General features: G+C 69.2%; 19 protein-coding genes. 4 read left to right on the top strand and 15 right to left on the bottom strand.

The window, feature by feature from the left end; genetic code table 11:
- Positions 1 to 71: 71 nt before the first annotated feature.
- From AB0L59_RS38575 to AB0L59_RS38565, 3 genes are all read right to left on the bottom strand, one after another.
- Positions 72 to 1,088, bottom strand: a complete 1,017-nt coding sequence (locus AB0L59_RS38575; RefSeq protein WP_365591794.1) for an FKBP-type peptidyl-prolyl cis-trans isomerase — start codon at positions 1,086 to 1,088, stop codon at positions 72 to 74.
- Between the two features lie 143 nt (positions 1,089 to 1,231).
- Positions 1,232 to 2,593, bottom strand: a complete 1,362-nt coding sequence (gene pafA, locus AB0L59_RS38570; protein ID WP_365591791.1) for a Pup--protein ligase — start codon at positions 2,591 to 2,593, stop codon at positions 1,232 to 1,234.
- A gap of 9 nt (positions 2,594 to 2,602) precedes the next feature.
- Positions 2,603 to 3,862: an MFS transporter gene (locus AB0L59_RS38565; protein WP_365591880.1), complete on the bottom strand. Its 1,260-nt coding sequence runs from the start codon at positions 3,860 to 3,862 to the stop codon at positions 2,603 to 2,605.
- A gap of 121 nt (positions 3,863 to 3,983) precedes the next feature.
- Between AB0L59_RS38565 and AB0L59_RS38560 the strand changes: the two genes are divergently transcribed.
- Positions 3,984 to 5,012 carry a LacI family DNA-binding transcriptional regulator gene (locus AB0L59_RS38560; RefSeq protein WP_365591788.1) on the top strand — a complete coding sequence of 343 codons (1,029 nt, stop codon included), beginning with the start codon at positions 3,984 to 3,986 and terminating at the stop codon, positions 5,010 to 5,012.
- 73 nt (positions 5,013 to 5,085) lie between these two features.
- On the opposite strand, the gene prcA is transcribed toward AB0L59_RS38560, so the two are convergent.
- The 6 genes from prcA to arc form a co-directional block, all read right to left on the bottom strand.
- Positions 5,086 to 5,841: a proteasome subunit alpha gene (gene prcA / locus AB0L59_RS38555; protein WP_365591785.1), complete on the bottom strand. Its 756-nt coding sequence runs from the start codon at positions 5,839 to 5,841 to the stop codon at positions 5,086 to 5,088.
- Positions 5,842 to 5,903: 62 nt separating this feature from the next.
- Positions 5,904 to 6,749: a proteasome subunit beta gene (prcB, locus tag AB0L59_RS38550; protein WP_365591783.1), complete on the bottom strand. Its 846-nt coding sequence runs from the start codon at positions 6,747 to 6,749 to the stop codon at positions 5,904 to 5,906.
- The gene (locus AB0L59_RS38545) at positions 6,701 to 6,877 is read right to left on the bottom strand and encodes an endonuclease domain-containing protein (RefSeq protein ID WP_365591877.1); all 177 of its coding nucleotides are present in this window, start codon (positions 6,875 to 6,877) and stop codon (positions 6,701 to 6,703) included. Before AB0L59_RS38545 ends, prcB begins: the two co-directional genes overlap by 49 nt.
- A gap of 365 nt (positions 6,878 to 7,242) precedes the next feature.
- Entirely contained in the window at positions 7,243 to 7,461 is a 219-nt protein-coding gene (locus tag AB0L59_RS38540) for a ubiquitin-like protein Pup (protein ID WP_365591780.1), read from the bottom strand.
- Positions 7,462 to 7,633: 172 nt separating this feature from the next.
- Positions 7,634 to 9,145 (bottom strand): depupylase/deamidase Dop, encoded by a 1,512-nt coding sequence (gene dop / locus AB0L59_RS38535; RefSeq protein ID WP_365591777.1) that lies wholly within the window; start codon positions 9,143 to 9,145, stop codon positions 7,634 to 7,636.
- Between the two features lie 235 nt (positions 9,146 to 9,380).
- Positions 9,381 to 11,147 carry a proteasome ATPase gene (arc, locus tag AB0L59_RS38530; RefSeq protein WP_365591775.1) on the bottom strand — a complete coding sequence of 589 codons (1,767 nt, stop codon included), beginning with the start codon at positions 11,145 to 11,147 and terminating at the stop codon, positions 9,381 to 9,383.
- A 522-nt stretch (positions 11,148 to 11,669) separates the two neighbouring features.
- Between arc and AB0L59_RS38525 the strand changes: the two genes are divergently transcribed.
- Complete coding sequence (locus tag AB0L59_RS38525) at positions 11,670 to 11,972, top strand: ferredoxin (protein WP_365591772.1); 303 nt, start codon at positions 11,670 to 11,672, stop codon at positions 11,970 to 11,972.
- A gap of 51 nt (positions 11,973 to 12,023) precedes the next feature.
- Here the strand turns inward: AB0L59_RS38525 and AB0L59_RS38520 are convergent, their stop codons facing one another.
- The 3 genes from AB0L59_RS38520 to AB0L59_RS38510 form a co-directional block, all read right to left on the bottom strand.
- The gene (locus tag AB0L59_RS38520; RefSeq protein ID WP_365591767.1) at positions 12,024 to 12,605 is read right to left on the bottom strand and encodes a hypothetical protein; all 582 of its coding nucleotides are present in this window, start codon (positions 12,603 to 12,605) and stop codon (positions 12,024 to 12,026) included.
- 236 nt (positions 12,606 to 12,841) lie between these two features.
- Positions 12,842 to 13,744: a tRNA (adenine-N1)-methyltransferase gene (locus AB0L59_RS38515; protein WP_067050546.1), complete on the bottom strand. Its 903-nt coding sequence runs from the start codon at positions 13,742 to 13,744 to the stop codon at positions 12,842 to 12,844.
- A gap of 143 nt (positions 13,745 to 13,887) precedes the next feature.
- Entirely contained in the window at positions 13,888 to 15,813 is a 1,926-nt protein-coding gene (locus AB0L59_RS38510) for a site-2 protease family protein (protein WP_365591764.1), read from the bottom strand.
- Between the two features lie 178 nt (positions 15,814 to 15,991).
- Between AB0L59_RS38510 and AB0L59_RS38505 the strand changes: the two genes are divergently transcribed.
- Together AB0L59_RS38505 and AB0L59_RS38500 are read left to right on the top strand one after the other, a co-directional pair.
- Positions 15,992 to 17,107, top strand: a complete 1,116-nt coding sequence (locus AB0L59_RS38505) for a PD-(D/E)XK nuclease family protein (RefSeq protein ID WP_365591761.1) — start codon at positions 15,992 to 15,994, stop codon at positions 17,105 to 17,107.
- A 14-nt stretch (positions 17,108 to 17,121) separates the two neighbouring features.
- On the top strand, positions 17,122 to 17,793 hold the full coding sequence (locus AB0L59_RS38500; RefSeq protein ID WP_365591758.1) for a response regulator transcription factor: 672 nt from the start codon (positions 17,122 to 17,124) through the stop codon (positions 17,791 to 17,793).
- Positions 17,794 to 17,865: 72 nt separating this feature from the next.
- On the opposite strand, the gene AB0L59_RS38495 is transcribed toward AB0L59_RS38500, so the two are convergent.
- From AB0L59_RS38495 to AB0L59_RS38485, 3 genes are all read right to left on the bottom strand, one after another.
- Complete coding sequence (locus AB0L59_RS38495) at positions 17,866 to 19,446, bottom strand: ABC transporter substrate-binding protein (RefSeq protein WP_365591755.1); 1,581 nt, start codon at positions 19,444 to 19,446, stop codon at positions 17,866 to 17,868.
- A gap of 96 nt (positions 19,447 to 19,542) precedes the next feature.
- Positions 19,543 to 21,147, bottom strand: coding sequence for an ABC transporter substrate-binding protein (locus AB0L59_RS38490; RefSeq protein WP_365591752.1), 1,605 nt, complete (start codon positions 21,145 to 21,147; stop codon positions 19,543 to 19,545).
- Positions 21,148 to 21,580: 433 nt separating this feature from the next.
- Positions 21,581 to 22,282 (bottom strand): HAD family phosphatase, encoded by a 702-nt coding sequence (locus tag AB0L59_RS38485; RefSeq protein WP_365591749.1) that lies wholly within the window; start codon positions 22,280 to 22,282, stop codon positions 21,581 to 21,583.
- Positions 22,283 to 22,300 lie beyond the last annotated feature (18 nt).

Here is a 22,300-nt window from a genome sequence, read left to right as displayed (position 1 = left end):
CTTGTGTACGACACGAAACGCCGACAGTCTTTCATCTCCGCAGCTCTGCCGCCCGCAACGGACACGAGCGACTACATCGCCGCCAGGATGTCCACCGTGAACACGAGCGTCGCACCCTTCTTGATGACACCACCGCTCGGCGGAGTGTTGCCGTAACCCAGCTCCGGCGGCACGACGATCAGCACCCGGCTGCCCACCTTCTTGCCGGTCAGCCCCTGCGCCAGGCCCTTCACCGCCTGCTGCATCTGCTCCAGCGCGAACTCGCTGAGCCGGCCCGAGCCGTACGTCCGCTCGAACGTCTTCCCGCTGTCCCAGACCAGCCCCTGGAACTGGCACAGCACCGTCTGGTCGGCCTTCAGCTCGGGGCCGTCGCCTTCCAGGACGTAGGTCGACACGAGCTTCTTCGGCGGGTTCGTCTTCGGGACGGTGACCTTCGGGACGCCGCCGTCGGTGTTCGTGGCCACCTTCGGCAGCGCGGCGTCGCTCTGCGCGACCTCCTTGCCCTTGGCCGAGCTCTTGGAGTTGAACGACTCGATCAGGTCGATGACGAACACGAGCGTGTCCGTGCCCTTGATGCCCGCCTGCGCGTTCCCCGACGTGCCGTAACCCCACGTCGGCGGCACCGCCATCAGGACCCGGCTGCCCGTCTTCCTGCCCGCGAGCCCGTACCGCCAGCCGTCGATGATGCTGCCCTGGGCCAGCTGCATCACCAGCGGACGCTTGCGGTCGTAGGAGTTGTCGAAGACCTTGCCCGTGTCCCAGATCTGCCCCAGGTAGTTCGCCTGGATGAAGTCGTTCTCCGCGACCGTACGACCAGCGCCCGCGATCACCGTCTTCACCGCCAGGTTCTTCGACGGCTCACCCGGGCCCTTGGCCACCGTCGGCTTCTCACCGAACTTCGTGCCCGCCGTGATCGCCGGCAACGGCCCGTCCACGATCTTCGGCGGAGGAGGCGTGGACACCGACGGCGACGGCGACGGCGACGGCGAGGCACTGGCCTTGCTGGAACTGGACTTGTTGTCACCGCACGCGGCGAGTGTGACCAGACCTGCGGGAACGGCGGCGAGGATGAGGGAACGTCGGCGCACGGAAGAGCCTCGTAATCGGTCGATCTTGTGGATGGCGTGCGCGCAACTCTACGGCGTGAGAAGGGCGCCGTACGGGAAACGTACGACGCCCGTGTGGCGTTCCGGCATTTCACGCCCGAAACGCTTGACTCACCAGCCTTTGGCTACATTCCGGCGATCAGCTTCTCCACCCGGTCGTCCACCGAACGGAACGGGTCCTTGCACAACACCGTCCGCTGCGCCTGGTCGTTCAGCTTCAGATGCACCCAGTCGACCGTGAAGTCCCTGCGCTGTTCCTGTGCCCGCCGGATGAAGTCGCCGCGCAGCCGCGCCCGAGTGGTCTGCGGCGGGACCGACTTGCCCTCGAAGATCTTCAAGTCGTTGCAGACCCGGGTCGCCTGACCCTTCTTCTCCAGCAGGTAGTACAGGCCACGACGACGGTGGATGTCGTGGTAGGCGAGGTCTATCTGAGCGACCCGCGGATGCGACATGGTCATGTTGTGCTTGGCCCGGTACCGCTCGATGAGCTTGTACTTCATCACCCAGTCGATCTCGGTGGCGATCCGGTCCAGTTCCTCGGTCTCGATCGCGTCCAGCGTACGACCCCACAGCTCCAGCACCTGCGCGACCGTGCCCGTGCGGATCCCGCGGCGGTCGCAGAAGTCCACCGCCTTGTCGAAGTACTCCCGCTGCACCTCCAGCGCCGACGCCTCCCGGCCGCTCGCCAGACGCACCTTGCGCCGGCCCGTGATGTCGTGACTGACCTCCCGGATCGCCCGGATCGGGTTCTCCAGCGTCAGATCCCGCATCACCGTGCCCGCCTCGATCATGCGCAGCACCAGGTCCGTGGCCCCGACCTTCAGCAGCATCGTCGTCTCGGACATGTTGGAGTCACCGACGATGACGTGCAGCCGGCGGTAACGCTCCGCGTCCGCGTGCGGCTCGTCGCGCGTGTTGATGATCGGCCTCGACCGGGTCGTCGCCGAGGACACGCCCTCCCAGATGTGCTCCGCGCGCTGGCTCACGCAGTACACCGCACCACGCGGCGTCTGCAGCACCTTCCCCGCACCGCACAGCAACTGCCTGGTCACCAGGAACGGGATGAGGATGTCCGCGAGCCGGGAGAACTCCCCGTGCCGCGCCACCAGATAGTTCTCGTGGCAGCCGTAGGAGTTGCCCGCCGAGTCGGTGTTGTTCTTGAACAGGTAGACGTCGCCCGCGATTCCCTCCTCGTGCAGGCGTCGTTCCGCGTCCACCAGGAGTCCTTCGAGAATGCGCTCGCCGGCCTTGTCGTGGGTGACCAGTTCGATCACGTTGTCACACTCGGGTGTCGCGTATTCCGGATGTGAGCCCACGTCGAGATAGAGCCGGGCGCCGTTTCGCAGAAAGACATTGCTGCTGCGGCCCCATGACACGACACGGCGGAAGAGGTACCGCGCCACCTCGTCAGGAGACAGGCGCCGCTGTCCCCTGAACGTGCACGTGACGCCGTACTCGTTCTCCAGCCCGAAAATGCGGCGGTCCATGAGTGAACATTACGCCCGATCCCCTGAGCTGAAACGGGGTTCGACAGCACGATTTGGATCATTTTCCGATGAAGACGCAACGACCCCGCCCCGCGCGGGAGCTGCGAGGACCTTCCCCGTGGCCAGCAGCACCAGCAACGACACGGCCCCCGCCGCACCCGGAACCGCGAAACCCCACACCGTGCCACCCGCCTGGACCACCGGACCCGTCACGCCCGTCCCCGCCGAGGCACCCACGGTGAACGTCGTCACAAGCCACGAGAACGCCTCCGTGACCGTCCCGCTCGGCGCATGCCGGTCCACGATGATGAACGCACAGGCGATGCACGGCGCCAGGAAGACCCCCGAGACCACCGACAGCACCACCATGGCCACCGCGCCCGGCGCCAGCGTCAACGGCAGATAACACACCGCCAGAAGCGCCACCAGCACCCGCAGTCGCCGCTCCGGCGGACCCGCCCACTCCCGGGCCCCGTACAGCGTGCCACCGACCAGTGCCCCCAGCCCGAGCCCCGCCATCATCCAGCCGTACACCGCGTCACCACCGTGCGCATCGGCGTACGACACCGACGCCACCGTGATCGAGCCCAGCGCGACACCCACGAACAGGAACGCGCCGAGCAGCGCGAGCAGGCCGGCAGAGCGCAGCGCACCCAGCCAGTGCGCCTCACGCGGAGCCGACCGCCACGCGCGCGAAGGCGGCGACACCACCACCGACAGCGCCCCCAGCACCCCCAGCACGTTCAGCACGAGAAGAGCCGCACGCTGGTCCCACAGCGACACACACAGCGTCACCAGCAGCGGCCCCACCGTGAACATGATCTCCTGCGCGACCGCGTCCATCGCGTACGCCGTGTGCACCTGCTCCTCACGACGGAGCACCGACGGCCACAGGGCACGCAGACCCCCCTCCAGCGGGGGCGCGAACAGGCCGGCCGCCGCGACGGCCACGTACGCCTGCGGCAGCGGATCGGTACCCGAGAACGCGAACAGCGTCATGGACGCAGCCGCGAGAACGGCCGCCGGCAGCTGGACACGCGGCTGACCGTACAGGTCCACCAGCCGGCCCAGCACCGGCTGACCGACGGCGTTGGCCACGCCGTAGACCGCCGCGAGCGCACCCGCGAGGCTGTAGGTGCCGCCCTCGGCACGAACGAACAACACCAGGGCGATCGCGGCGGTGGCGTTCGGCAGCCGCCCCACCAAGGTGCCGGTGAGCAACCGCAGCGCATGCCTCGCCCGGAGTATCTCCAGATAGCCCGTGGCCATGTGCCTGCCCTCCCGCGGCTCGACCGGGCCACCGAGACAACCCGACGTTTTACGTATAACTTCCTCTCCCATACGTACCATGTGCGCTGTTCACGCGTCCAGACGAAGGAGCAGCCCGCCGGTGGCACGCAGCAGCACGCGCCCGACCAGCAGGGACGTCGCCCACGCGGCCGGCGTCTCCCAGGCCGCCGTCTCCCTCGTCCTCGGCGACAAATGGCGCGGCCGGGTCTCCGAAGCCACCGCCGAACGAGTCCGCGAAGCGGCGCGCGAACTCGGCTACCGCCCCAACCTCGCCGCCCGCAACCTCCGCCTCGGCCACACCCGCACCGTCCTGCTCGTCGTCCCCGCCCTGACCACCGAGTTCTTCGCCGGCGTCTACACAGGCGCCGCCCGCGTCGCCGCCGACAACGGCTTCGGCGTGGTCCTCTACCCCTCCCCCGAAGGCATCGGCCCCGCCCGCGACCCCTTCGCCTCCGCCCAAGCCGCCCTGGACGGCGTCATCGCCTCCTCCATGGCCGCCGACGCGCTCACCGCCATCCGCGGAGACCAGCTCCCCCTCGTCATGCTCGACAGCGACCCCCACGGCAGCCTCGGCGCCGCCACCGTCAACCTCGACATCACGGACGGCATCCGCCAGATCGCCGAACACCTGCTGGGCCTCGGCCACCGCCACATCCTCCACCTGGCCGCCGACGTACCCTCCTGGACCTTCGAAGTACGCGCGCGTGAACTGGCGGCACGCCTCGCCGCCGTACCAAACACACACGTACGTACGGCCCCGGCCCCGATCTCCATCGAGGGAGCCCTGGCCGCCACCGAGACCGCCCTCACCGCACCCGGCCCCCGGCCCACCGCCGTCGTCTGCGACGACGACAAACTCGCCGCCGGCGCCTACAAGGCCCTGCACCGCCTCGGCCTGCGCGTACCGGACGACGTGTCCGTCACCGGCGTCGACGACCTCGGCCTCGCCACCGCCATCGACCCCGAGCTGACCACCGTACGACTCGACGCCGAACTCTTCGGCGAACGCGGCATGCAGGCCCTGCTCGCCGTCCTGGACGGCCGCGAACCGGAGCGTGGGGACATCCCGGTCCACCTGGTCGTACGGGGTTCCACGGCCCCGCCACGCGCCGCCCAGACACCACGGTGACGTATGAGAACGCCGTGTGCCCCGGCCAGGACGACGGCCGGGGCACACATGAGCGGGCAATCGGGGCGGCGGGTCACTCCTCCTCGGAGCCGTCCTCCTCCTCCGAGCTCTCCGCCTCCGTGGCCGCACCGTTCGCAGCCAGCAGACGCGACAGCTGACGACCGACGATCCGCTTGAACTTCCGCTTCTGCGGACGCGTACGATCCAGCACCGCCACTTCAAGGCGCTCCGCGGGAATCTCCCGCTCGCTGCCGTTGGTGTCACGGGACAAGGCCTGCACCGCCAGCTTCAGAGCCTCCGCCAGCGACATGCCGTCACGGTGACGCTGGTCCAGGAAACTGCTGATCTGCTCGGCGTTGCCGCCCACCGCGACCGAGCCGTGCTCGTCCACGATGGAGCCGTCGTGCGGCAGCCGATAGATCTGGTCACCCTCCGGGGTCTCCCCCACCTCGGCCACGACCAGCTCCACCTCGTACGGCTTCTCGGCGGCCGACGAGAAGATCGTGCCGAGCGTCTGGGCATAGACGTTCGCCAGACCACGGGCGGTCACATCATCACGGTCATAGGTGTAACCCCGCAGGTCGGCGTAACGCACACCACCGATGCGCAGGTTCTCGTACTCGTTGTACTTGCCGGCGGCCGCAAAACCGATCCGGTCATAGATCTCGCTGAACTTGTGCAGCGCACGGGACGGGTTCTCACCGACGAACACGATGCCGTCGGCAAACTGCATGACCACCAGGCTGCGGCCACGGGCAATGCCCTTCCGGGCATACTCCGCCCGGTCGGCCATGGCCTGCTGGGGGGAGACATAGAACGGCGTCGACACCGGTTATCCGTCCCTTTCTGTCATGGTCACTGGATCACCTTGATAAGAACCGGGGCCCGCGCTCAGAGCAGGGCGGCCTTCGGGCCGTCGGGCTCCTCCAGGCGCTTCTGCAGCACCGCACGGGCGATCTCGGAGGCCTCCTCCTCCGTCAGCCGGCGGAAACCGTCCTCGGTGATCACGGTGATGATCGGGTAGATCCGGCGGGCGACATCGGGACCACCGGTCGCCGAGTCGTCGTCAGCCGCGTCGTAGAGGGCCTGCACCACCAGCGTGGTCGCCTGCTCCTCGGTCAGATCGTCACGGAACAACTTCTTCATCGCGCCCCGCGCGAAGATCGAGCCGGAACCCGTCGCCGCGAAGTTGTGCTCCTCGGAACGGCCGCCCGTGACGTCGTACGAGAAGATGCGGCCCTTCTCCCGGTCCACGTCGTAACCGGCGAAGAGGGGGACCACCGCCAGGCCCTGCATGGCCATGCCCAGGTTCGACCGGATCATGGTCGACAGCCGGTTCGCCTTGCCCTCCAGCGACAGCTGCGCACCCTCGACCTTCTCGAAGTGCTCCAGCTCCAGCTGGAAGAGCTTGACCATCTCCACGGCCAGGCCGGCGGTGCCTGCGATACCCACCGCCGAGTACTCGTCCGCGGGGAACACCTTCTCGATGTCCCGCTGAGCGATCACATTGCCCATGGTGGCCCGACGGTCACCGGCGAGCACCACGCCCCCGGGGAACGTCGCGGCCACGATCGTCGTCCCGTGCGGCGCCTCGAGCACGCCCTGCGTGGGCGGCAGCTGCCGGTTGCCGGGCAACAGCTCCGGCTGGTGCTCGGAGAGAAAGTCCATGAAGGAGGAGGATCCAGGCGTCAGGAAGGCAGCTGGTAGACGCCCGGTGCTACGAGTGTTGGCTTCCACGCGTTTCCTTCCACGTATGCAGCAGCCCGGCTTGTGACGTCGGGCCGATCTTTGAACTGCCCCAGTGCGGCGTTGCAGCTGAAGCACAGTACGCCACGGACCCTACCCGTCTCATGGCAGTGATCCACATGTGCCGGCACGGCGGCCAGGCATACACGGCAGACGCCCCCGCCCCGGTTGGTCCTCTCGTCCGAGCGCAGCCCGGCACGCCCTTGCAGCGCGTCGACAGCCCGTCGGAAGCGGTCGCGTTGCCGTGCCGTTCTCCCGGACCGGCTTGCCCATGGCCTCCCGGCGGCGCCGGTGGTGCGCAGCGCCGTACTCCGCCGCGCACTCCCGGCGATACGCCTGGAGGCCGTCAGGTCGATTCCTGTCGCGCGCGAAGGCGTCAGGAGGCAGTTCCCGCCCGCACTTCCCGCATACCCTCGCGTTGGGTCCCTCTGCCACCAGACTCCCCCGCCACCTTCACTTCGAAGGCACTGCGACCGACTGGCCTTTACTCTCCACCCTTTTGCACGAATGAGCGCACGAAATCCTCGGCGTTCTCCTCGAGTACGTCGTCGATCTCGTCCAGGACGGAGTCCACGTCGTCGCTCAGCTTCTCGTGCCGCTCCTTGAGGTCCCCCTGGGCCTGCGCGTCCTGCGCCTGCTCCTCGACCTCTTCGGTGTCGCGCGTGGCCTTCTGCTGGCCGCCGCCGGTGTCCTTGGTTGCCATAACCCTCACCCCGCTCAGATCGCCTGCCGATCGGTGATGATCAGACCCTACAAGCCGGGTCCGACATCGGCCCCGCACTTTCTCCAACGTACGGGGGCCACCTCGATGATTCCCGGCGGGCCGGATTTCCACCCTGTCCGCCGGGGCCGCACCGAGTACCCCCCTGGCCCGCTCAGCCGCCTGACAGGACCCTGACCAGGTCTTCCGCGGTGCGGCAGCGGTCCAGCAGTTCCTTGACGTGATTTCGCGTTCCGCGTAGCGGTTCCAGGGTTGGAACGCGCTGCAACGAGTCCCGGCCGGGCAGGTCGAAGATCACCGAGTCCCAGCTCGCCGCGGCGACGTCGTCGGCGTACTGCTCCAGGCAGCGGCCGCGGAAGTAGGCACGCGTGTCCTCCGGCGGCCTGGTGCGGGCCTTGTCGACCTCGGACTCGTCCAGGAGCCGCTTCATGCGGCCGCGGGCCACGAGGCGGTTGTAGAGGCCCTTCTCGGCGCGCACGTCGGCGTACTGGAGGTCGACGAGGTGGAGGCGGGCCGCGTCCCAGTCGAGGCTGTCGCGACGGCGGTAGCCCTCCATGAGTTCGCGTTTGGCGACCCAGTCGAGTTCGCCGGCGAGGCTCATGGGGTCGTTCTCCAGCCGCGTGAGGGTGTCCTCCCAGCGGGTGAGGACGTCCTTGGTCTGGTCGTCGGCGTCGGCGCCGTAACGCTCCTCGACGTACTTGCGGGCCAGCTCGAAGTACTCCATCTGAAGTTGGACGGCGGTGAGCGTGCGTCCGCTGCGGAGGGTGACCAGGCGCTCGAGGGAGGGGTCGTGGGAGACCTGGTGGAGGGTGCGGACGGGCTGGTCGACGGCGAGGTCCACGGCGATGAAACCGTCCTCGATCATGGACAGGACCAGGGCGGTCGTGCCCAGCTTGAGGTAGGTGGAGATCTCGGAGAGGTTAGCGTCGCCGATGATCACGTGGAGGCGCCGGTACTTCTCGGCGTCGGCGTGGGGCTCGTCGCGGGTGTTGATGATGGGGCGCTTGAGGGTGGTCTCCAGGCCCACCTCGACCTCGAAGTAGTCGGCGCGCTGGCTGAGCTGGAAGCCGTGTTCGTGGCCGTCCTGGCCGATGCCGACACGGCCGGCGCCTGCGAAGACCTGGCGGGAGACGAAGAAGGGCGTGAGGTGGCGCACGATGTCCGAGAAGGGGGTTTCCCGCTTCATCAGGTAGTTCTCGTGCGTGCCGTAGCTGGCGCCCTTGTTGTCGGTGTTGTTCTTGTAGAGGTGGATGGGCTGCGCGCCGGGGAGCTGGGCGGCGCGTTCCGCGGCCTCGGCCATGATCCGCTCGCCGGCCTTGTCCCAGAGGACGGCGTCGCGGGGGTTGGTGACCTCGGGGGCGCTGTATTCGGGGTGGGCGTGGTCGACGTAGAGGCGCGCACCGTTGGTGAGGATGACGTTGGCGAGGCCGATGTCCTCGTCGGTGAGCTGGCTGGCGTCGGCGGCCTCTCGGGCGAGGTCGAAGCCTCGTGCGTCCCGTAGCGGGTTTTCTTCCTCGAAGTCCCAGCGGGCCCGGCGGGCCCGGTGCATCGCCGCCGCGTAGGCGTTGACGATCTGGGACGAGGTGAGCATGGCATTGGCGTTGGGGTGGCCGGGGACGGAGATCCCGTACTCCGTCTCGATGCCCATTACTCGCCGTACGGTCATGCGGCCCTCCTTGCCCGGCGGCACCCTCTGTCGTGGGCGCCGCTCACGTACCGCTTGCGCTCCGGTGCGTGTGCGGTGCCCGTCCCCGCACTGCGCGACTCGGCGGTAGGAACGAGCCTAGAACGCCTTTGCGCTGGTGGGGAGATCATTTGCGTCATTGGCTGCTCCGGTCGTGGCCTGAAAAAACGAGAGGGCTGCGGGCCCCCCGGTGAGGGCACCCGCAGCCGCCCCGCTGTTACAGGTACTGACCGGTGTTCGCCACCGTGTCGATGGAGCGTCCGGTGTCTGCGCCCTGCTTTCCGGTGATGAGGGTACGGATGTAGACGATCCGTTCGCCCTTCTTTCCGGAGATGCGGGCCCAGTCGTCGGGGTTGGTGGTGTTGGGGAGGTCCTCGTTCTCCTTGAACTCGTCCACGCAGGCCTGGAGGAGGTGGGAGACGCGGAGGCCCTTCTGGCTCTTCTCGAGGAAGTCCTTGATCGCCATTTTCTTGGCGCGTCCGACGATGTTCTCGATCATGGCGCCGGAGTTGAAGTCCTTGAAGTAGAGGACTTCCTTGTCGCCGTTGGCGTAGGTGACTTCCAGGAAGCGGTTCTCCTCGGATTCGGCGTACATCTGCTCGACCGCCGTCTGGATCATGCTCTGGACGGTGGTGGCCTTGTCGCCGCCGTGTTCGCCGAGGTCGTCGGCGTGCAGCGGGAGGCGTTCGGTGAGGTACTTGCCGAAGATGTCCTTGGCGGCCTCGGCGTCGGGACGCTCGATCTTGATCTTCACGTCGAGTCGGCCGGGCCGGAGGATGGCGGGGTCGATCATGTCCTCGCGGTTGGAGGCGCCGATGACGACCACGTTCTGGAGGCCTTCCACGCCGTCGATCTCGGCGAGCAGCTGGGGGACGATGGTGTTTTCCACGTCGGAGCTGACGCCGGAGCCGCGGGTGCGGAAGAGAGACTCCATCTCGTCGAAGAAGACGATGACGGGGGTGCCCTCGCTGGCCTTCTCACGGGCACGCTGGAAGACGAGGCGGATCTGCCGCTCGGTCTCGCCGACGTACTTGTTGAGGAGCTCGGGACCCTTGATGTTGAGGAAGAAGCTCTTGCCGGCCGCTTGGCCGGTGACCTCGGCGACCTTCTTGGCGAGCGAGTTCGCGACGGCCTTGGCGATCAGTGTCTTGCCGCAGCCGGGGGGCCCGTAGAGCAGGACGCCCTTGGGCGGGCGCAGCTCGTGCTCCTTGAACAGGTCCGGGTAGAGGTACGGCAGCTCGACGGCGTCGCGGATGGCTTCGATCTGGTTGCCGAGGCCGCCGATCTGTTCGTAGCCGATGTCGGGCACTTCTTCGAGGACGAGTTCTTCGACCTCGCTCTTGGGGACGACCTCGTAGACGTACCCGGAGCGGGGTTCGAGCAGGAGGGCGTCGCCGGCGCGGATGGTGACGTCCAGCAGCGGCTCGGCGAGCCGTACCACCCGTTCCTCGTCGGTGTGGCCCAGTACGAGGGCGCGCTCGCCGTCCTCGAGGATCTCCTTGAGGGTGACGATGTCGCCGACGCGCTCGAACTCCATGGCTTCGACCACGTTGAGCGCTTCGTTGAGCATGACTTCCTGGCCGCGCCGCAGGTCGTCCAGGTCGACGCTCGGACTGACGTTCACGCGGAGTTTGCGGCCGCCGGTGAAGATGTCGGCGGTGCCGTCCTCGACGGCCTGCAGGAAGACTCCGAAGCCGGCCGGCGGCTGCGCGAGCCGGTCGACTTCCTCCTTGAGGGCCACGATCTGGTCGCGGGCCTCGCGGAGGGTGTTGGCCAGCCGTTCGTTCTGGGCGGACACGCCGGCCAGGTTGGTCTGCAGCTCGACGATCCGCTCTTCGAGAATCCTCGTGTGTCGCGGAGAGTCGGCGAGCTTGCGTCGCAGGACGGCGATCTCCTGCTCAAGGTAGGCGATCTGCCCGGCCGGGTCGTCGGACCCTCGTCCCGGGCGGATGCCGCGGTTCATGTCGTCGTCGTGGGCTGCCACGGTCCTCACCTCCTCCAAGGGGAGCTGGACGCTTCCAGACCCTACCTGGGTGGGTGTCGATTGAAACCCCTAGATCACAATGACTGTCAAGGTGTGTCGTCGGTCACCCGTTGCGCTCTCCCTCGCACCGAGGGGATACCCACTCAACGTGATGTGGAAGCGGCTTGTTCCGGGCATCGCGTGGTCAAAACCCTTCCTGAGTGGCCGGAGTTGTCCGTTCCGGGCTGATCGGCTCGGACTCGGGCACCCCGGAGGCCGCTCGCGCGTTCATCACGCAGAGCGACGGTGCGGGCGTTGGGCGTCACGGCGGGCCCGGCTTGAAGTAGTGGTTGCCGCGGCGGGGATGTGTCTGTCCTGATCGAGCGCTGGTACCCGAGGGGCGAGGGGCGGAAACCCCCGGTGCCGGTGCAAGGCTGCCGGTACGCGGGCGGAGGTAGGGTCGGGAGTGTTCAACAGCCGCTGGCGCGGACCCGGCTGGCCCTCGTGGTGCCGACTCCCGCCGGTGTACCGACGGCAGGAGAGGTGACCGTGCAGCAGGAGGCCCCGGGCGGGGAGGCGCTGGAGGTCTGGATCGATCAGGACCTGTGTACCGGCGACGGGATCTGTGCCCAGTACGCCCCTGAGGTGTTCGAGCTGGACATCGACGGGCTGGCCTACGTGAAGGGTGCGGACGACGAGCTGCTGCAGTCCGCGGGTGCGACGGTGCCGGTGCCGTTGCCACTGCTGGCGGATGTGGTGGACTCGGCGCGGGAGTGTCCTGGTGAGTGCATTCATGTACGCCGGGTTTCGGACAGGGCGGAGGTGTACGGGCCCGACGCGGAGTGAGTGCGGAGTGAGTGGCGTCGGCCCGGGCTGGTCGCCGGGCCGGGCCGGGTGTCAGACGCTGTGGGTGTCGGCGGGGGTGGAGCGGATGAACGCGTTGCCGTTCCAGTGCCACTTGGTCGGGGTCTTCAGGTCGGGGCAGCAGTTGGGCACGGCGTCGGAGGAGTAGCCGAGCAGGGTGGCGGCGACTGTGCCCGCGTGCAGGGAGAGGTCGGTGACGGTGAGCCGGTCCTTGGGGTCGACGAGGGTGGCGACGACGCGGGCTGTGCCTGTGTCCGTGGAGCGGGTGAGGACGTAGACGCCGTCGGGCGGCGTGCCCATGGCGGAGTCGCAGTGGACGACCGCGACGGTTTCCGGTCTGCCGTCGCCGTCGAGGTCGCCGGTGGTTTTCTTGGCGACGACGGCTTTCACCGGTCCGCACTGCAGGGGGAAGTCGACGCCGGTGGTGGCGGGCGGTGCGACGGCTGCGTGGGCGGGCTTGTGCCGGGCCCCGGCGGTGGGCTGGGCGGCCGTGGCCGATCCGGGCTGTACGACGGAGGAGAGGGCTACGACACCGGCGACGGCTGTCGCGGTGGCGACCCAGTGGATGGGCCGGGTGTGGGTGTGGGCGAGCTCCGGAACGGCGGATTGCTGCACTAGGAGTGTCTCCCGTGAGGGCTGTGCCGGTGGGGTGGCCAGCATGGTGCCATACGTCACAGTGCCGGGGAACGGCGGGGTCGGGGATTTCCGCAGGCGGGGCGTCCGCGCGGGTGGCGGCCGCTGGGGGGCGGAAGTCCTGGTGTGCCGTCAACGGACGGGCGCCGTGCCCGAGTTCCCGGCTGTTGGCGGGAACTCGGGCACGGCGCCCTGGCGTTGTGCTGCGTACGGGGTGGTCAGCGGCCGGTGCCGCCGTCGGCGTTGGGTCCGGCGTAGTCCTCGCCGTAGGCGCCCTTGGCGGGGCGGCGGCGGCGCATCGGCGGTTCGACGCCGTCGGCGAGGCGCCGGGCGGTGAGCAGGAAGCCGGTGTGACCGATCATGCGGTGGTCGGGGCGGACGGCAAGGCCTTCGATGTGCCAGTTGCGGATCATGGTTTCCCAGGCGGTCGGCTCGTTGAAGCAACCGATCTCCCGGATGGACTCCACGGTCCGGGCGAGCTGGGTGGTGGTGGCCACGTAGCAGCACAGGATGCCGCCGGGGACGAGTGCCTTGGAGACGGCCTCGAGGCATTCCCAGGGGGCGAGCATGTCGAGGATGACGCGGTCGACGTCGGTGTCGGACAGGTTGTCCTGGAGGTCGCCGACGGTGAGCTGCCAGGCGGGGTGGGGGCCGCCGAAGTAGCGTTCCACGTTCGCCTGGGCGATCTCGGCGAAGTCCTCGCGGCGCTCGTAGGAGTGCAGCATGCCCTGGTCGCCGATGGCGCGCAGCAGGAAGCTGCTGAGCGAGCCGGAGCCGACGCCGGCCTCGACGACGCGTGCGCCGGGGAAGATGTCGGCGAAGGCGAGGATCTGCCCCGCGTCCTTGGGGTAGACGACGGCTGCCCCGCGGGGCATGGACAGGACGTAGTCGGGGAGCAGGGGGCGCAGCGCGAGGTAGGCGACGTTGCCGGTGGTGCGGACAACGCTGCCCTCGGGAGCGCCGATCAGTTCGTCGTGCGGGAAGGAACCCTTGTGGGTGTGGAAGTTCTTCCCGGCTTCGAGCGTGAACGTGTAGTGGCGACCCTTGGGGTCGGTCAGCTGTACCTGGTCCCCGACCTTGAAGGGCCCGCGCCTGCGGGCGGCACCGGTCGGTTCGGACATGTGACCAGCCTACCGGTTCCCTGCCGGGGCTTGGCCGACGGAGGGGGGCGGGACCGACGGTACGGGGGCACGGTGCGGGGTGTCCGGGGCTGGTCGCGCCGTTCCCGGCGTCCCTGCCGGGGGCGCTCCGGCGCAGCGTGCCGTCAAGCCGGCCGCGCCATCGCTCTGACGAAGGCCCGCTCCACGTCCGCCGCTGACAGGACGCCGTAGATCTCGCCGGACTCCTCGACGACCAGGTATTCGGTGGCGGGGGTGGCGCGGAGGACGTCGAGGAGTTCTTCCCCGGCGAGCTCGGCGGAGACGCGCATGCCGTCGGTGAGTTCCTGGGCGAGGCCGCTGACGGAGACCCAGGGGCGGCGGTGTTCGGGTACGCCGACGATGGCTGACTCGCGGACCAGGGAGAGGGGGTTGCCGTGGGCGTCGACGACGACGAGGGCGCGGGCGCCGGCGGCGTTGGCGCGGCGCAGGGCTTCGGAGAGCGGGGTGTCGGTCTGGACGGGTACGGCGCGGCGGGTGAGGGTGCGGGCGCGGAGTTCGGGGAGGTGTTCGCGCAGGCGGGCCATGCGCAGGCTGTTGCCGGCGCCGGTCCAGATGATCGCTGCGAGGATGGCGGCGAGCAGGGCGTCGGTGACGGTGTCCATGCCGCCCACGTCCTCGTTGTTTCCGCCGAGGGCACCGGACTGGTTGAGCAGGGGCAGGCCGATCAGGACGGCCACCGCGAGGGCGCGCCCGACCCAGGCGGCGGCGACGGTGCCGCTCATGGGCCTGCCGGTGATTTTCCAGACGACGGCGCGGAGCATGCGGCCGCCGTCGAGGGGGAGGCCGGGCAGGAGGTTGAAGATCGCCACGATGAGGTTGGAGATCATCAGGCCGGCGAGCAGGACGCCGGGTACCGTGCCGGGTTCGACGGGCTTCATGGCGAGGTAGAACAGCCCGGCGAGGACGAGGGAGAGCAGCGGGCCGACGAAGGCCAGCACGAATTCCCGTCCGGGGGTCTCGGCCTCCTTCTCGATCTCGGAGACGCCCCCGAAGAACTGGAGCTGGATGCGGCGGACGGGGAGTTTGAAGCGGATCGCGGCGACGGTGTGGGCGAGCTCGTGGACCAGGACGGAGGCGTAGAAAGCCACGGCGAAGAACAGGGAGACCAGGTAGCGGGCGGCGCCGAGCCCGGGCAGCACACGGTCGAGCTGGCCGCCGAAGACCCAGGTGATCAGCGCGGCGACGAGGAACCAGCTCGGCGCGACGTACACCGGCACGCCGAAGGGCCGGCCCATGAGGATGCCTCCGCCTGGTTCCTTGGGCCGCGGCTGCGGCGGCTCGCCCTTCGCGATGCCGGAGTGGGCGAGGGACCGGTGCTCGTGGTGTGGGTCGTGGCCGGTGCCGGTGGGGTGCGCCGGGGCGTCTTCGGGCCGGGCGGGGGTGCCGGTGGCGTGGGACGGGCTGCTGGTGCCGGGGGTCTGCGTGCCCGTGGCGCGGGTGTCGCCGGCGGTGCCGTGACCGCCGCTCGTGCGGGGGTTCTCCGCGCGGCCGGCGCTCCCGCCGGCGTCCGGTTCCGCGGTGCCGCCCGGCGTCCCGGTGGTGGCGGGCCTGGCCGGGGCGTCGGGCGTCCCCGTGGCGCCGAAGCCGGCGTCGGCGTCGCGCTCGGTGGCGCCGGCGCCATCGGCTTGTGTGCCGCGGGTGGTCTCGCCGGCCTCCGGACCGCGGGTGCTCTCGCCGGCCTCCGGACCGCCGGTGGGCTCCCCGGCCTCCGGGCCGTCGGTGGTCTCCGGGCCCTCTCCGTGGCCGGAGGCGTCGGCCTGCGCGGCCGGGGCAGTGACGGTCGGGGCGTCGTCGGTGCCAGGGGTGTCGCTGTGGGGCTCCGGGGGCTGTGGGGCCGGGTGCCGGTCGGTCGTGGCTGCGGCGCGCTCCGGGTGGTGGTCCGTGGTGTCGTGTCCGTCCGCGGGAGACGCCGGGGTCCCCTGAGGCTCCGGGCCGCCGGGGTCGGCCGTCGGGGCCGTTGGACCTGCGGGGTGCTCGGCCGGCTTGTCGTTGCCGGACCGCGGCTGCCCGCTCCCGCCGCTCACGTCCACGGTGTCCCCTCGTTCGAAGCGTCTTCCGTACCTGCCGGACGGAAGGGTCTCTGCTCGATGGTATGCGGCCGTGGTGACGCGTTTCGCCCCGGCACCCCTTGTGTTTGCCCCACGGTCGCGTGGTCGAACGCGGCTGCGGCTGGGTCACTGTCAGTGGTGGGCCGTAAGGTCTGTGGACATGGACAGCAGCATCGAGGACGCGGGAGCCCAGCCCGGCGGCGCCGAGCAGACGGATCCGGCCGGGGCCCCACTGCCGTCGCCCATGACGGCTCCGCCGGCCGAGGTGTCGTCGCCGAGCCCTTCGACGGCTGCGGGGACCACGGTGGCAGCCCTTGATCCCGGCACGTCCCCCGAGCCGGAGGCCGGTGCCGGGCGTCCCGGCACGTCCCCCGAGCCGGAGGCGGTGGTGCCGGCTCCGCCGGAGGCCGGTGCCGAGCGTGTCGCCGTCCCGCCCACCTCGCTCTCCCCGTCCAGGGCCGGCGATTTCATGCAGTGCCCGCTGCTGTACCGGTTCCGGGTGATCGACCGGCTGCCGGAGAAGCCGAGCGCGGCGGCGACCCGGGGCACACTGGTGCACGCGGTGCTGGAGCGGCTGTTCGACGCGCCGGCCTCGGAGCGGACGGCCCCCAGGGCCAAGGCGCTGATCCCGGGCCAGTGGGACCGGCTGCGGGAGAGCAGGCCGGAGGTCACCGAGCTGTTCGCCGACGATCCGGACGGGGAGCGGATGGCGGGGTGGCTTCAGGAGGCCGAGCGGCTCGTGGAGCGCTGGTTCACGCTGGAGGATCCGACGCGGCTGGAGCCGGCCGAGCGGGAGCTGTTCGTCGAGGCGGAGCTGGAGTCGGGGCTGCGGCTGCGCGGGATCATCGACCGGGTGGACGTGGCGCCGACGGGTGAGGTGCGGATCGTCGACTACAAGACGGGGAAGGCGCCGAGGCCGGAGTACTCCGAGGGCGCGCTCTTCCAGATGAAGTTCTACGCCCTGGTGGTGTGGCGGCTGAAGGGCGTGGTGCCGCGCCGGCTGCAGCTGGTCTACCTGGGCAGCGGGGACGTGCTGACCTACGACCCCGTGCTCGCCGATCTCGAGCGTGTCGAGCGCAAGCTGCACGCGCTGTGGGAGGCGATCCAGCGGGCGACGGAGACCGGACAGTGGCGGCCGCGTCCGACGAAGCTGTGCGGCTGGTGCGACCACCAGGCGCACTGCCCGGAGTTCGGTGGCACTCCCCCGCCGTACCCCTTGCCGGTGAGGGCGCCCGAGTCGGGGCCGGTGTCGCAGGGCAGAATGGGCCCGGACTAGCGAAGGAGTGTCAGGTGGCCATCCGTGTCCTACTGGTCGACGACCAGCCCCTGCTGCGTACGGGTTTCCGGATGATCCTGGAGGCCGAGCAGGACATCGCGGTCGTGGGCGAGGCCGGTGACGGTATGCAGGCCCTCGATCAGGTGCGGGCGCTGCAGCCGGACGTGGTGCTGATGGACATCCGTATGCCGCGGATGGACGGGGTGGAGGCGACCCGGCAGATCACCGGGCCGGGACGGGACGGTCCGGCGAAGGTGCTGGTGCTCACCACGTTCGATCTGGACGAGTACGTGGTGGAGGCGCTGCGGGCCGGTGCCAGCGGCTTTCTGCTGAAGGACGCGCCGGCCGATGAGCTGGTGCAGGCGATCCGGGTGGTGGCGGCCGGGGAGGCGATGCTGGCGCCGAGCATCACGCGCCGGCTGCTGGACAAGTACGCCACGCATCTGCCGTCCGGCGAGGAGCCGGTGCCGGACACTCTGAACACCCTCACCGACCGTGAGGTGGAGGTGCTGAAGCTCGTGGCGCGCGGCCTGTCCAACGCGGAGATCGCGGCGGACCTGTTCGTCAGTGAGACGACGGTGAAGACGCATGTGGGGCATGTGCTGACCAAGCTGGGCCTCAGGGACCGGGTGCAGGCGGCGGTGTACGCGTACGAGAGCGGTCTGGTGCGCCCCGGCGCGCAGTAGCGCGTTGGTCCGGTGCGACACCGAAGGGCGCCCCTCCCGCCGGGAGTTGGGCGCCCTTGGCGTCACGAGGGGTCAGCTCTTGCTGAGTTCCCAGAACCGGAACACGGTGGAGGCGTCCAGGCAGTACTCGAGGCCGTAGACGCCGTCGCGGACGACCGCGTACTGCTTGGCCTGCCAGACCGGCAGGACGGGCAGTTCGGCGGCGACGATGTCCTGCAGTCGGCCGAAGTCCTTGTCGGTGGCGGCCCGGTCGCTCTGTGCGGCGGTGGCGGGGATGAGGGTGCCGGTGATGGCGCGGTTGGCGTAGTTGTTGCCCAGCACGTTGCCCTTGCCGAAGAAGGGCGCGGTGAAGTTGTCGGCGTCCGGGTAGTCGGGCACCCAGCCCTTGACGTACACGCCGTACTTGCCGGCCGCGATGTCCTTCTCGTACTGGTCGAAGGCGACGGACTTGACGTCGGCGTCGAACAGGCCGCTGGCGTTGAGCTGACCGGCGATGGCCTTCAGTTCCTCGTCGGTGGCGGGGCCGTAGCGCGACGGCGTGGACCACAGGGTGAGCCTGACCTTGCCGGTGACGCCGTCGGCGCGCAGTGCGGCGGCGGCCTTGGCGCGGGAGGGGCGGGCGCCGTAGGTGTCGAAGAAGGCCGTGTTGTGGCCGACGATGCCCGCCGGGATGATCGAGTACAGCGGGGTGGCGGTGCCCTGGTAGACGTTCGCGATGAGGGCGTCGCGGTCGATGAGGTAGGCCATGGCCTTGCGGACGCCGAGGTTTCCGGCGACCGGGTCGTCCATGTTGAAGACGAGGTGCTGGACTTCGGCGCTGCTGCCCTCGATGACGTCGACGCCCTTGCTGCCGTCCTGCTGGTCGAGGCCGGCGATGTCGGAGGCGGAAAGGCCTCGGTAGGCGATGTCGACGGTGCCGTCGAGGAGGGCCTTCTTCAGGGCGGTGCGGTCTCCGTGGAAGAACTTCAGGGTGACGCCGGAGTTCTTGATCTTGGCGGTGCCCTTGTAGTCGCCGTTGACGGAGAAGACCGCCTTGTCCTTGTCGAAGGAGTCCAGCTTGTAGGGGCCGGAGCCGACGGCCTTGTGGTCGGTGCGCACACCGTTGGCGTCGTACTGGCGGTGGTCGACGATGGAGCCGGCGCCGGAGGCGATCTTGCTGGGGAAGGTGGCGTCGGAGGACTTCAGGTGGAAGACGACCGTCTTCGCGTCCGGGGTGTCGATGCCGCCGAGCATCGGGAACATGACCGCCGGCCCCGCGGGGTCGTTGATCTTCAGCATGCGGTCGAAGGAGAACTTGACGTCCTTCGAGGTGAGGGGGTCACCGTTGCTGAACTTCAGACCGGGCTTGAGCTCGCACTGATAGACCGTGGCGCGGGAGTCGGTGAAGGAGCACTGCTTGGCCAGTTCGGGCTGGGGTTCGGTCTGGCCCCTGGGGAAGCTGAGCAGCGACTGGAAGACGTTGTCGAACAACAGCCAGGAGCCGGGGTCGTAGCCGGAGGCGGGGTCCGTGGCGAGGACGTCGTCGGACATCCCCATCACCACGGAGGAGCCGGTACCCCCGGAATCACCGGTCTCCGAGCCGCAGCCGGTCAACAGGCCGGAGGCCAGCCCCGCCACGACGGGCAGGACTGGCCACTGGTTGCGCATATTCACTTGCATGTGCCTTGTCGTCGGTCCGTCAGCCCGGGGCCGCCGTCCTGGCCCCGGGGTGTCCGGGGCAGACGTACCCGGCCCCGGAAGAGAGAGCCGTCAGCCGCTCACACCACGGCCGAGCTCCCACAGCTGAAGCGTCGAGGAGGAGTTGAGGGCGTAGGCGACGCCCGTGATGTCGTCCCGCGCGGCGACGTACTGCTTGCCCTGCCACAGCGGCAGGACCGGGACGTCCTCGGCGACGGTGTCCTGGATCTCCTGCAGGCTCTTGGCGGCGTTGAGCCGGTCGGCCTCGCGGCGGGACTGCGGGATCAGAGTGCGCTGGATGGTGGTGTTGGAGTACGGCGAGCCGAGGAAGTTGTCCTTGTCGAGGAAGGGCGCGAGGAAGTTGTCCGCGTCGGGGAAGTCGGGGAACCAGCCCATGCCGTAGACGTCGTACTGGCCCTTCTGCTCGGCGGGCCGGAAGGTGTCCCAGGGGTGGCCCTGGATGGAGGCGTCGAACAGGCCGCTGTCGTTGAGCTGCTTCTGCAGGATCTGGAACTCCTGCTTGGTGGCCGAGCCGTAGTGGTCGGTGGTGTAGTGCAGGGTCAGCTTGACCGGGGTGGTGATGCCGGCCTTGGTGAGCAGGTCCTTGGCCTTGGCGGCGCTGGGGTTGCCGTACTTGTTGAAGAACGAGTTGGAGTGGCCGGTGAGGGTGGCCGGGACGAGCGAGTACAGCGGCTCGGCCTGGGTGCCGTAGACCTTGCCGACGATTTCGGCGCGGTTGATGAGCTGGGCCATGGCCTGGCGCACGGCCTTGGACTTCACGCTGGGCGCGTTGGTGTTGAAGGCCAGGTAGCGGATTTCCAGGCCGGGCATGTCGACGAGGTCGACCTTGGCGTCGCTGCCGGCGTCCAGCTTCTGGATCTGGGCGGGCGACATGGTGCGGGTCATGACGTCGATGTCGCCCTTGTCGATGGCGGCGCCCATGGCGTCGGCGTCGGCGAAGGACCGCAGCTCGACCTTGTCGTTGTTCACCTTCACGAAGCCCTTGTAGTTGGGGTTCTTGGTGAAGGTGGCGTTGGTGATCGCGTCGCCGCTGACGTCGGCGTGGAAGGTGTACGGGCCGGAGCCGTCGACCCCGAAGCCGTCGCGCAGCTTGTCCTTCTGGTAGTCCTTCGGGTCGACGATGCCCGCGACCGGGGTGGACAGCTTGTACGGGAAGGTGGCGTCGGCGGTCTTGAGGTGGAAGATGACCTCGTGGTCGCCCTGCGTCTCGACCGTGTCGATGGTGTTGAGCAGGGAGGACACACCGCTGCTCGACTTGATGCGCAGGGCACGCTCGATGGAGTACTTGACGTCCTGGGCGGTCACCGGGTCGCCGTTGGCGAACTTCAGCCCGTCGCGGAGCTTGCAGGCGTAGCGCTCGCTGCCGCTGTCGGTGAAGGAGCAGCTCTCGGCGGCGTCCGGGACAGGGTCGCCTTCGCCCTTGGGCTGTGCCATCAGGGTCTGCACGGTCTGGCGCAGGATGTTCCAGGTGCCGACGTCGTAGGCGTAGGCGGGGTCGAGGGGCGCCGGGGCGTCGCTGGTGGCGGTGAACCGGTCCGTGGTGCCGACGACGATGGCGTCGCCGCTCTTGCTCCCGCTGTCGGATCCGCCGCAGGCGGCGAGAACCGGGGTGAGCAGGCCGGCGACGGCCGGCAGCACCAAAGTCTTGCGGTTCATGCGGGAGTTTCTCCAGAGCTGTTCGGGTCCGTGTATCCGGCAAGCATGGTGGTGCGGCGGATCACGGGGGGTTGCGGCGATGTTCTCGCGATGAGATTAGTCCGCGCCCGCAGGAGGGTTCACGGCCGCGTGAGTTGACCCCCCATCACGCAGTGAAACCAGGTGCGGACACACCGAAAACCCGACAGCGGCAGGATTAGTGCAGCTTTCCATCAATCGGGACACAAAGACCCGTCGTTCCGGGCCCGACGGGATCGTCAAGCACACTCCGACCGACCTGTCGAGGGACGCCGGAGTGGCGAACGTCACACTCCCAACTGTGTGGTGAGTCAGCGGAATTCGGCCGGGCGGCCGGCCCGTGAATTCCACCGGGGTGTACTTCCCCGGAAATTTGTCCAATCGGGCCAATGGACTTTTCACCCTGGGTGAACGGCTAGCGCATTTCCGTCATCAGGCCGCGCAGAAAAGCCAGGTCGACCTCTTCCAGAGAGGTCACCACGGTGCGTCCCGCGGCGGGGGTGATGGGAGCGACGGAGGGTACGGCGACCACGCGGCAGCCCGCGGCCTCGGCGGCGGCGACACCGGTCGCCGTGTCCTCGACCACCGCGCATCTGTCCGGCTGTGCGTCGAGCCCCGCCGCGGCGAGCAGGTAGGGGTCGGGGAAGGGCTTGGTGCGCGAGACCTCGTCGCCGGCGATGGACAGGGCGAAGTGGTGCGGCCCGAGCACGCTCAGCACCCGGTCGATGATGCGCCGGTGGGAGGCCGAGACCAGGGCCGTGGGGATGGCGTGCTCGTGGAGTTCGGTGAGCAGGCGGGCGGCGCCCGGCATCAGGGGCAGGGCGCGGTCGATGCGGTCCTCGAAGCCCTCGTTGAGCAGCACGGTGAGGTCGGCGAGGGCGATGTCGGCGCCGGTGGCCTCGATGAGGAAGCCGGCGCTGCGGGTCATGGGTCCGCCGACCACGACGTGCCGCCAGGAGTCGTCCAGGGTGTGACCGAGGCCGGCGAAGACCTCGACCTCTACGTCCCACCAGAAACCCTCGGTGTCCACCAGGGTGCCGTCCATGTCGAGGAGCACCGCCTGCAGGGCGGAGCCTTCGGCCGTAAGGGTTCCTAGCGCGGGGACCGTGCTGGTCATCCGGGCGCACCTCCTTGA

The sequence above is a fragment of the Streptomyces sp. NPDC052109 genome (assembly GCF_040680195.1).
Lineage (GTDB): Bacteria > Actinomycetota > Actinomycetes > Streptomycetales > Streptomycetaceae > Streptomyces.
This window is presented reverse-complemented; position numbering and strand designations above follow the sequence as displayed.

Excerpts from the sequence above, each read along its gene's own strand:
- pafA (WP_365591791.1), bottom strand. The coding sequence starts at position 2,593 with ATGGACCGCCGCATTTTCGGGCTGGAGAACGAGTACGGCGTCACGTGC.
- AB0L59_RS38565 (WP_365591880.1), bottom strand. The coding sequence starts at position 3,862 with ATGGCCACGGGCTATCTGGAGATACTCCGGGCGAGGCATGCGCTGCGG.
- AB0L59_RS38540 (WP_365591780.1), bottom strand. The coding sequence starts at position 7,461 with ATGGCAACCAAGGACACCGGCGGCGGCCAGCAGAAGGCCACGCGCGAC.
- dop (WP_365591777.1), bottom strand. The coding sequence starts at position 9,145 with ATGACCGTACGGCGAGTAATGGGCATCGAGACGGAGTACGGGATCTCC.
- AB0L59_RS38515 (WP_067050546.1), bottom strand. The coding sequence starts at position 13,744 with ATGTCCGAACCGACCGGTGCCGCCCGCAGGCGCGGGCCCTTCAAGGTC.
- AB0L59_RS38505 (WP_365591761.1), top strand. The coding sequence starts at position 15,992 with ATGGACAGCAGCATCGAGGACGCGGGAGCCCAGCCCGGCGGCGCCGAG.
- AB0L59_RS38490 (WP_365591752.1), bottom strand. The coding sequence starts at position 21,147 with ATGAACCGCAAGACTTTGGTGCTGCCGGCCGTCGCCGGCCTGCTCACC.
- AB0L59_RS38485 (WP_365591749.1), bottom strand. The coding sequence starts at position 22,282 with ATGACCAGCACGGTCCCCGCGCTAGGAACCCTTACGGCCGAAGGCTCC.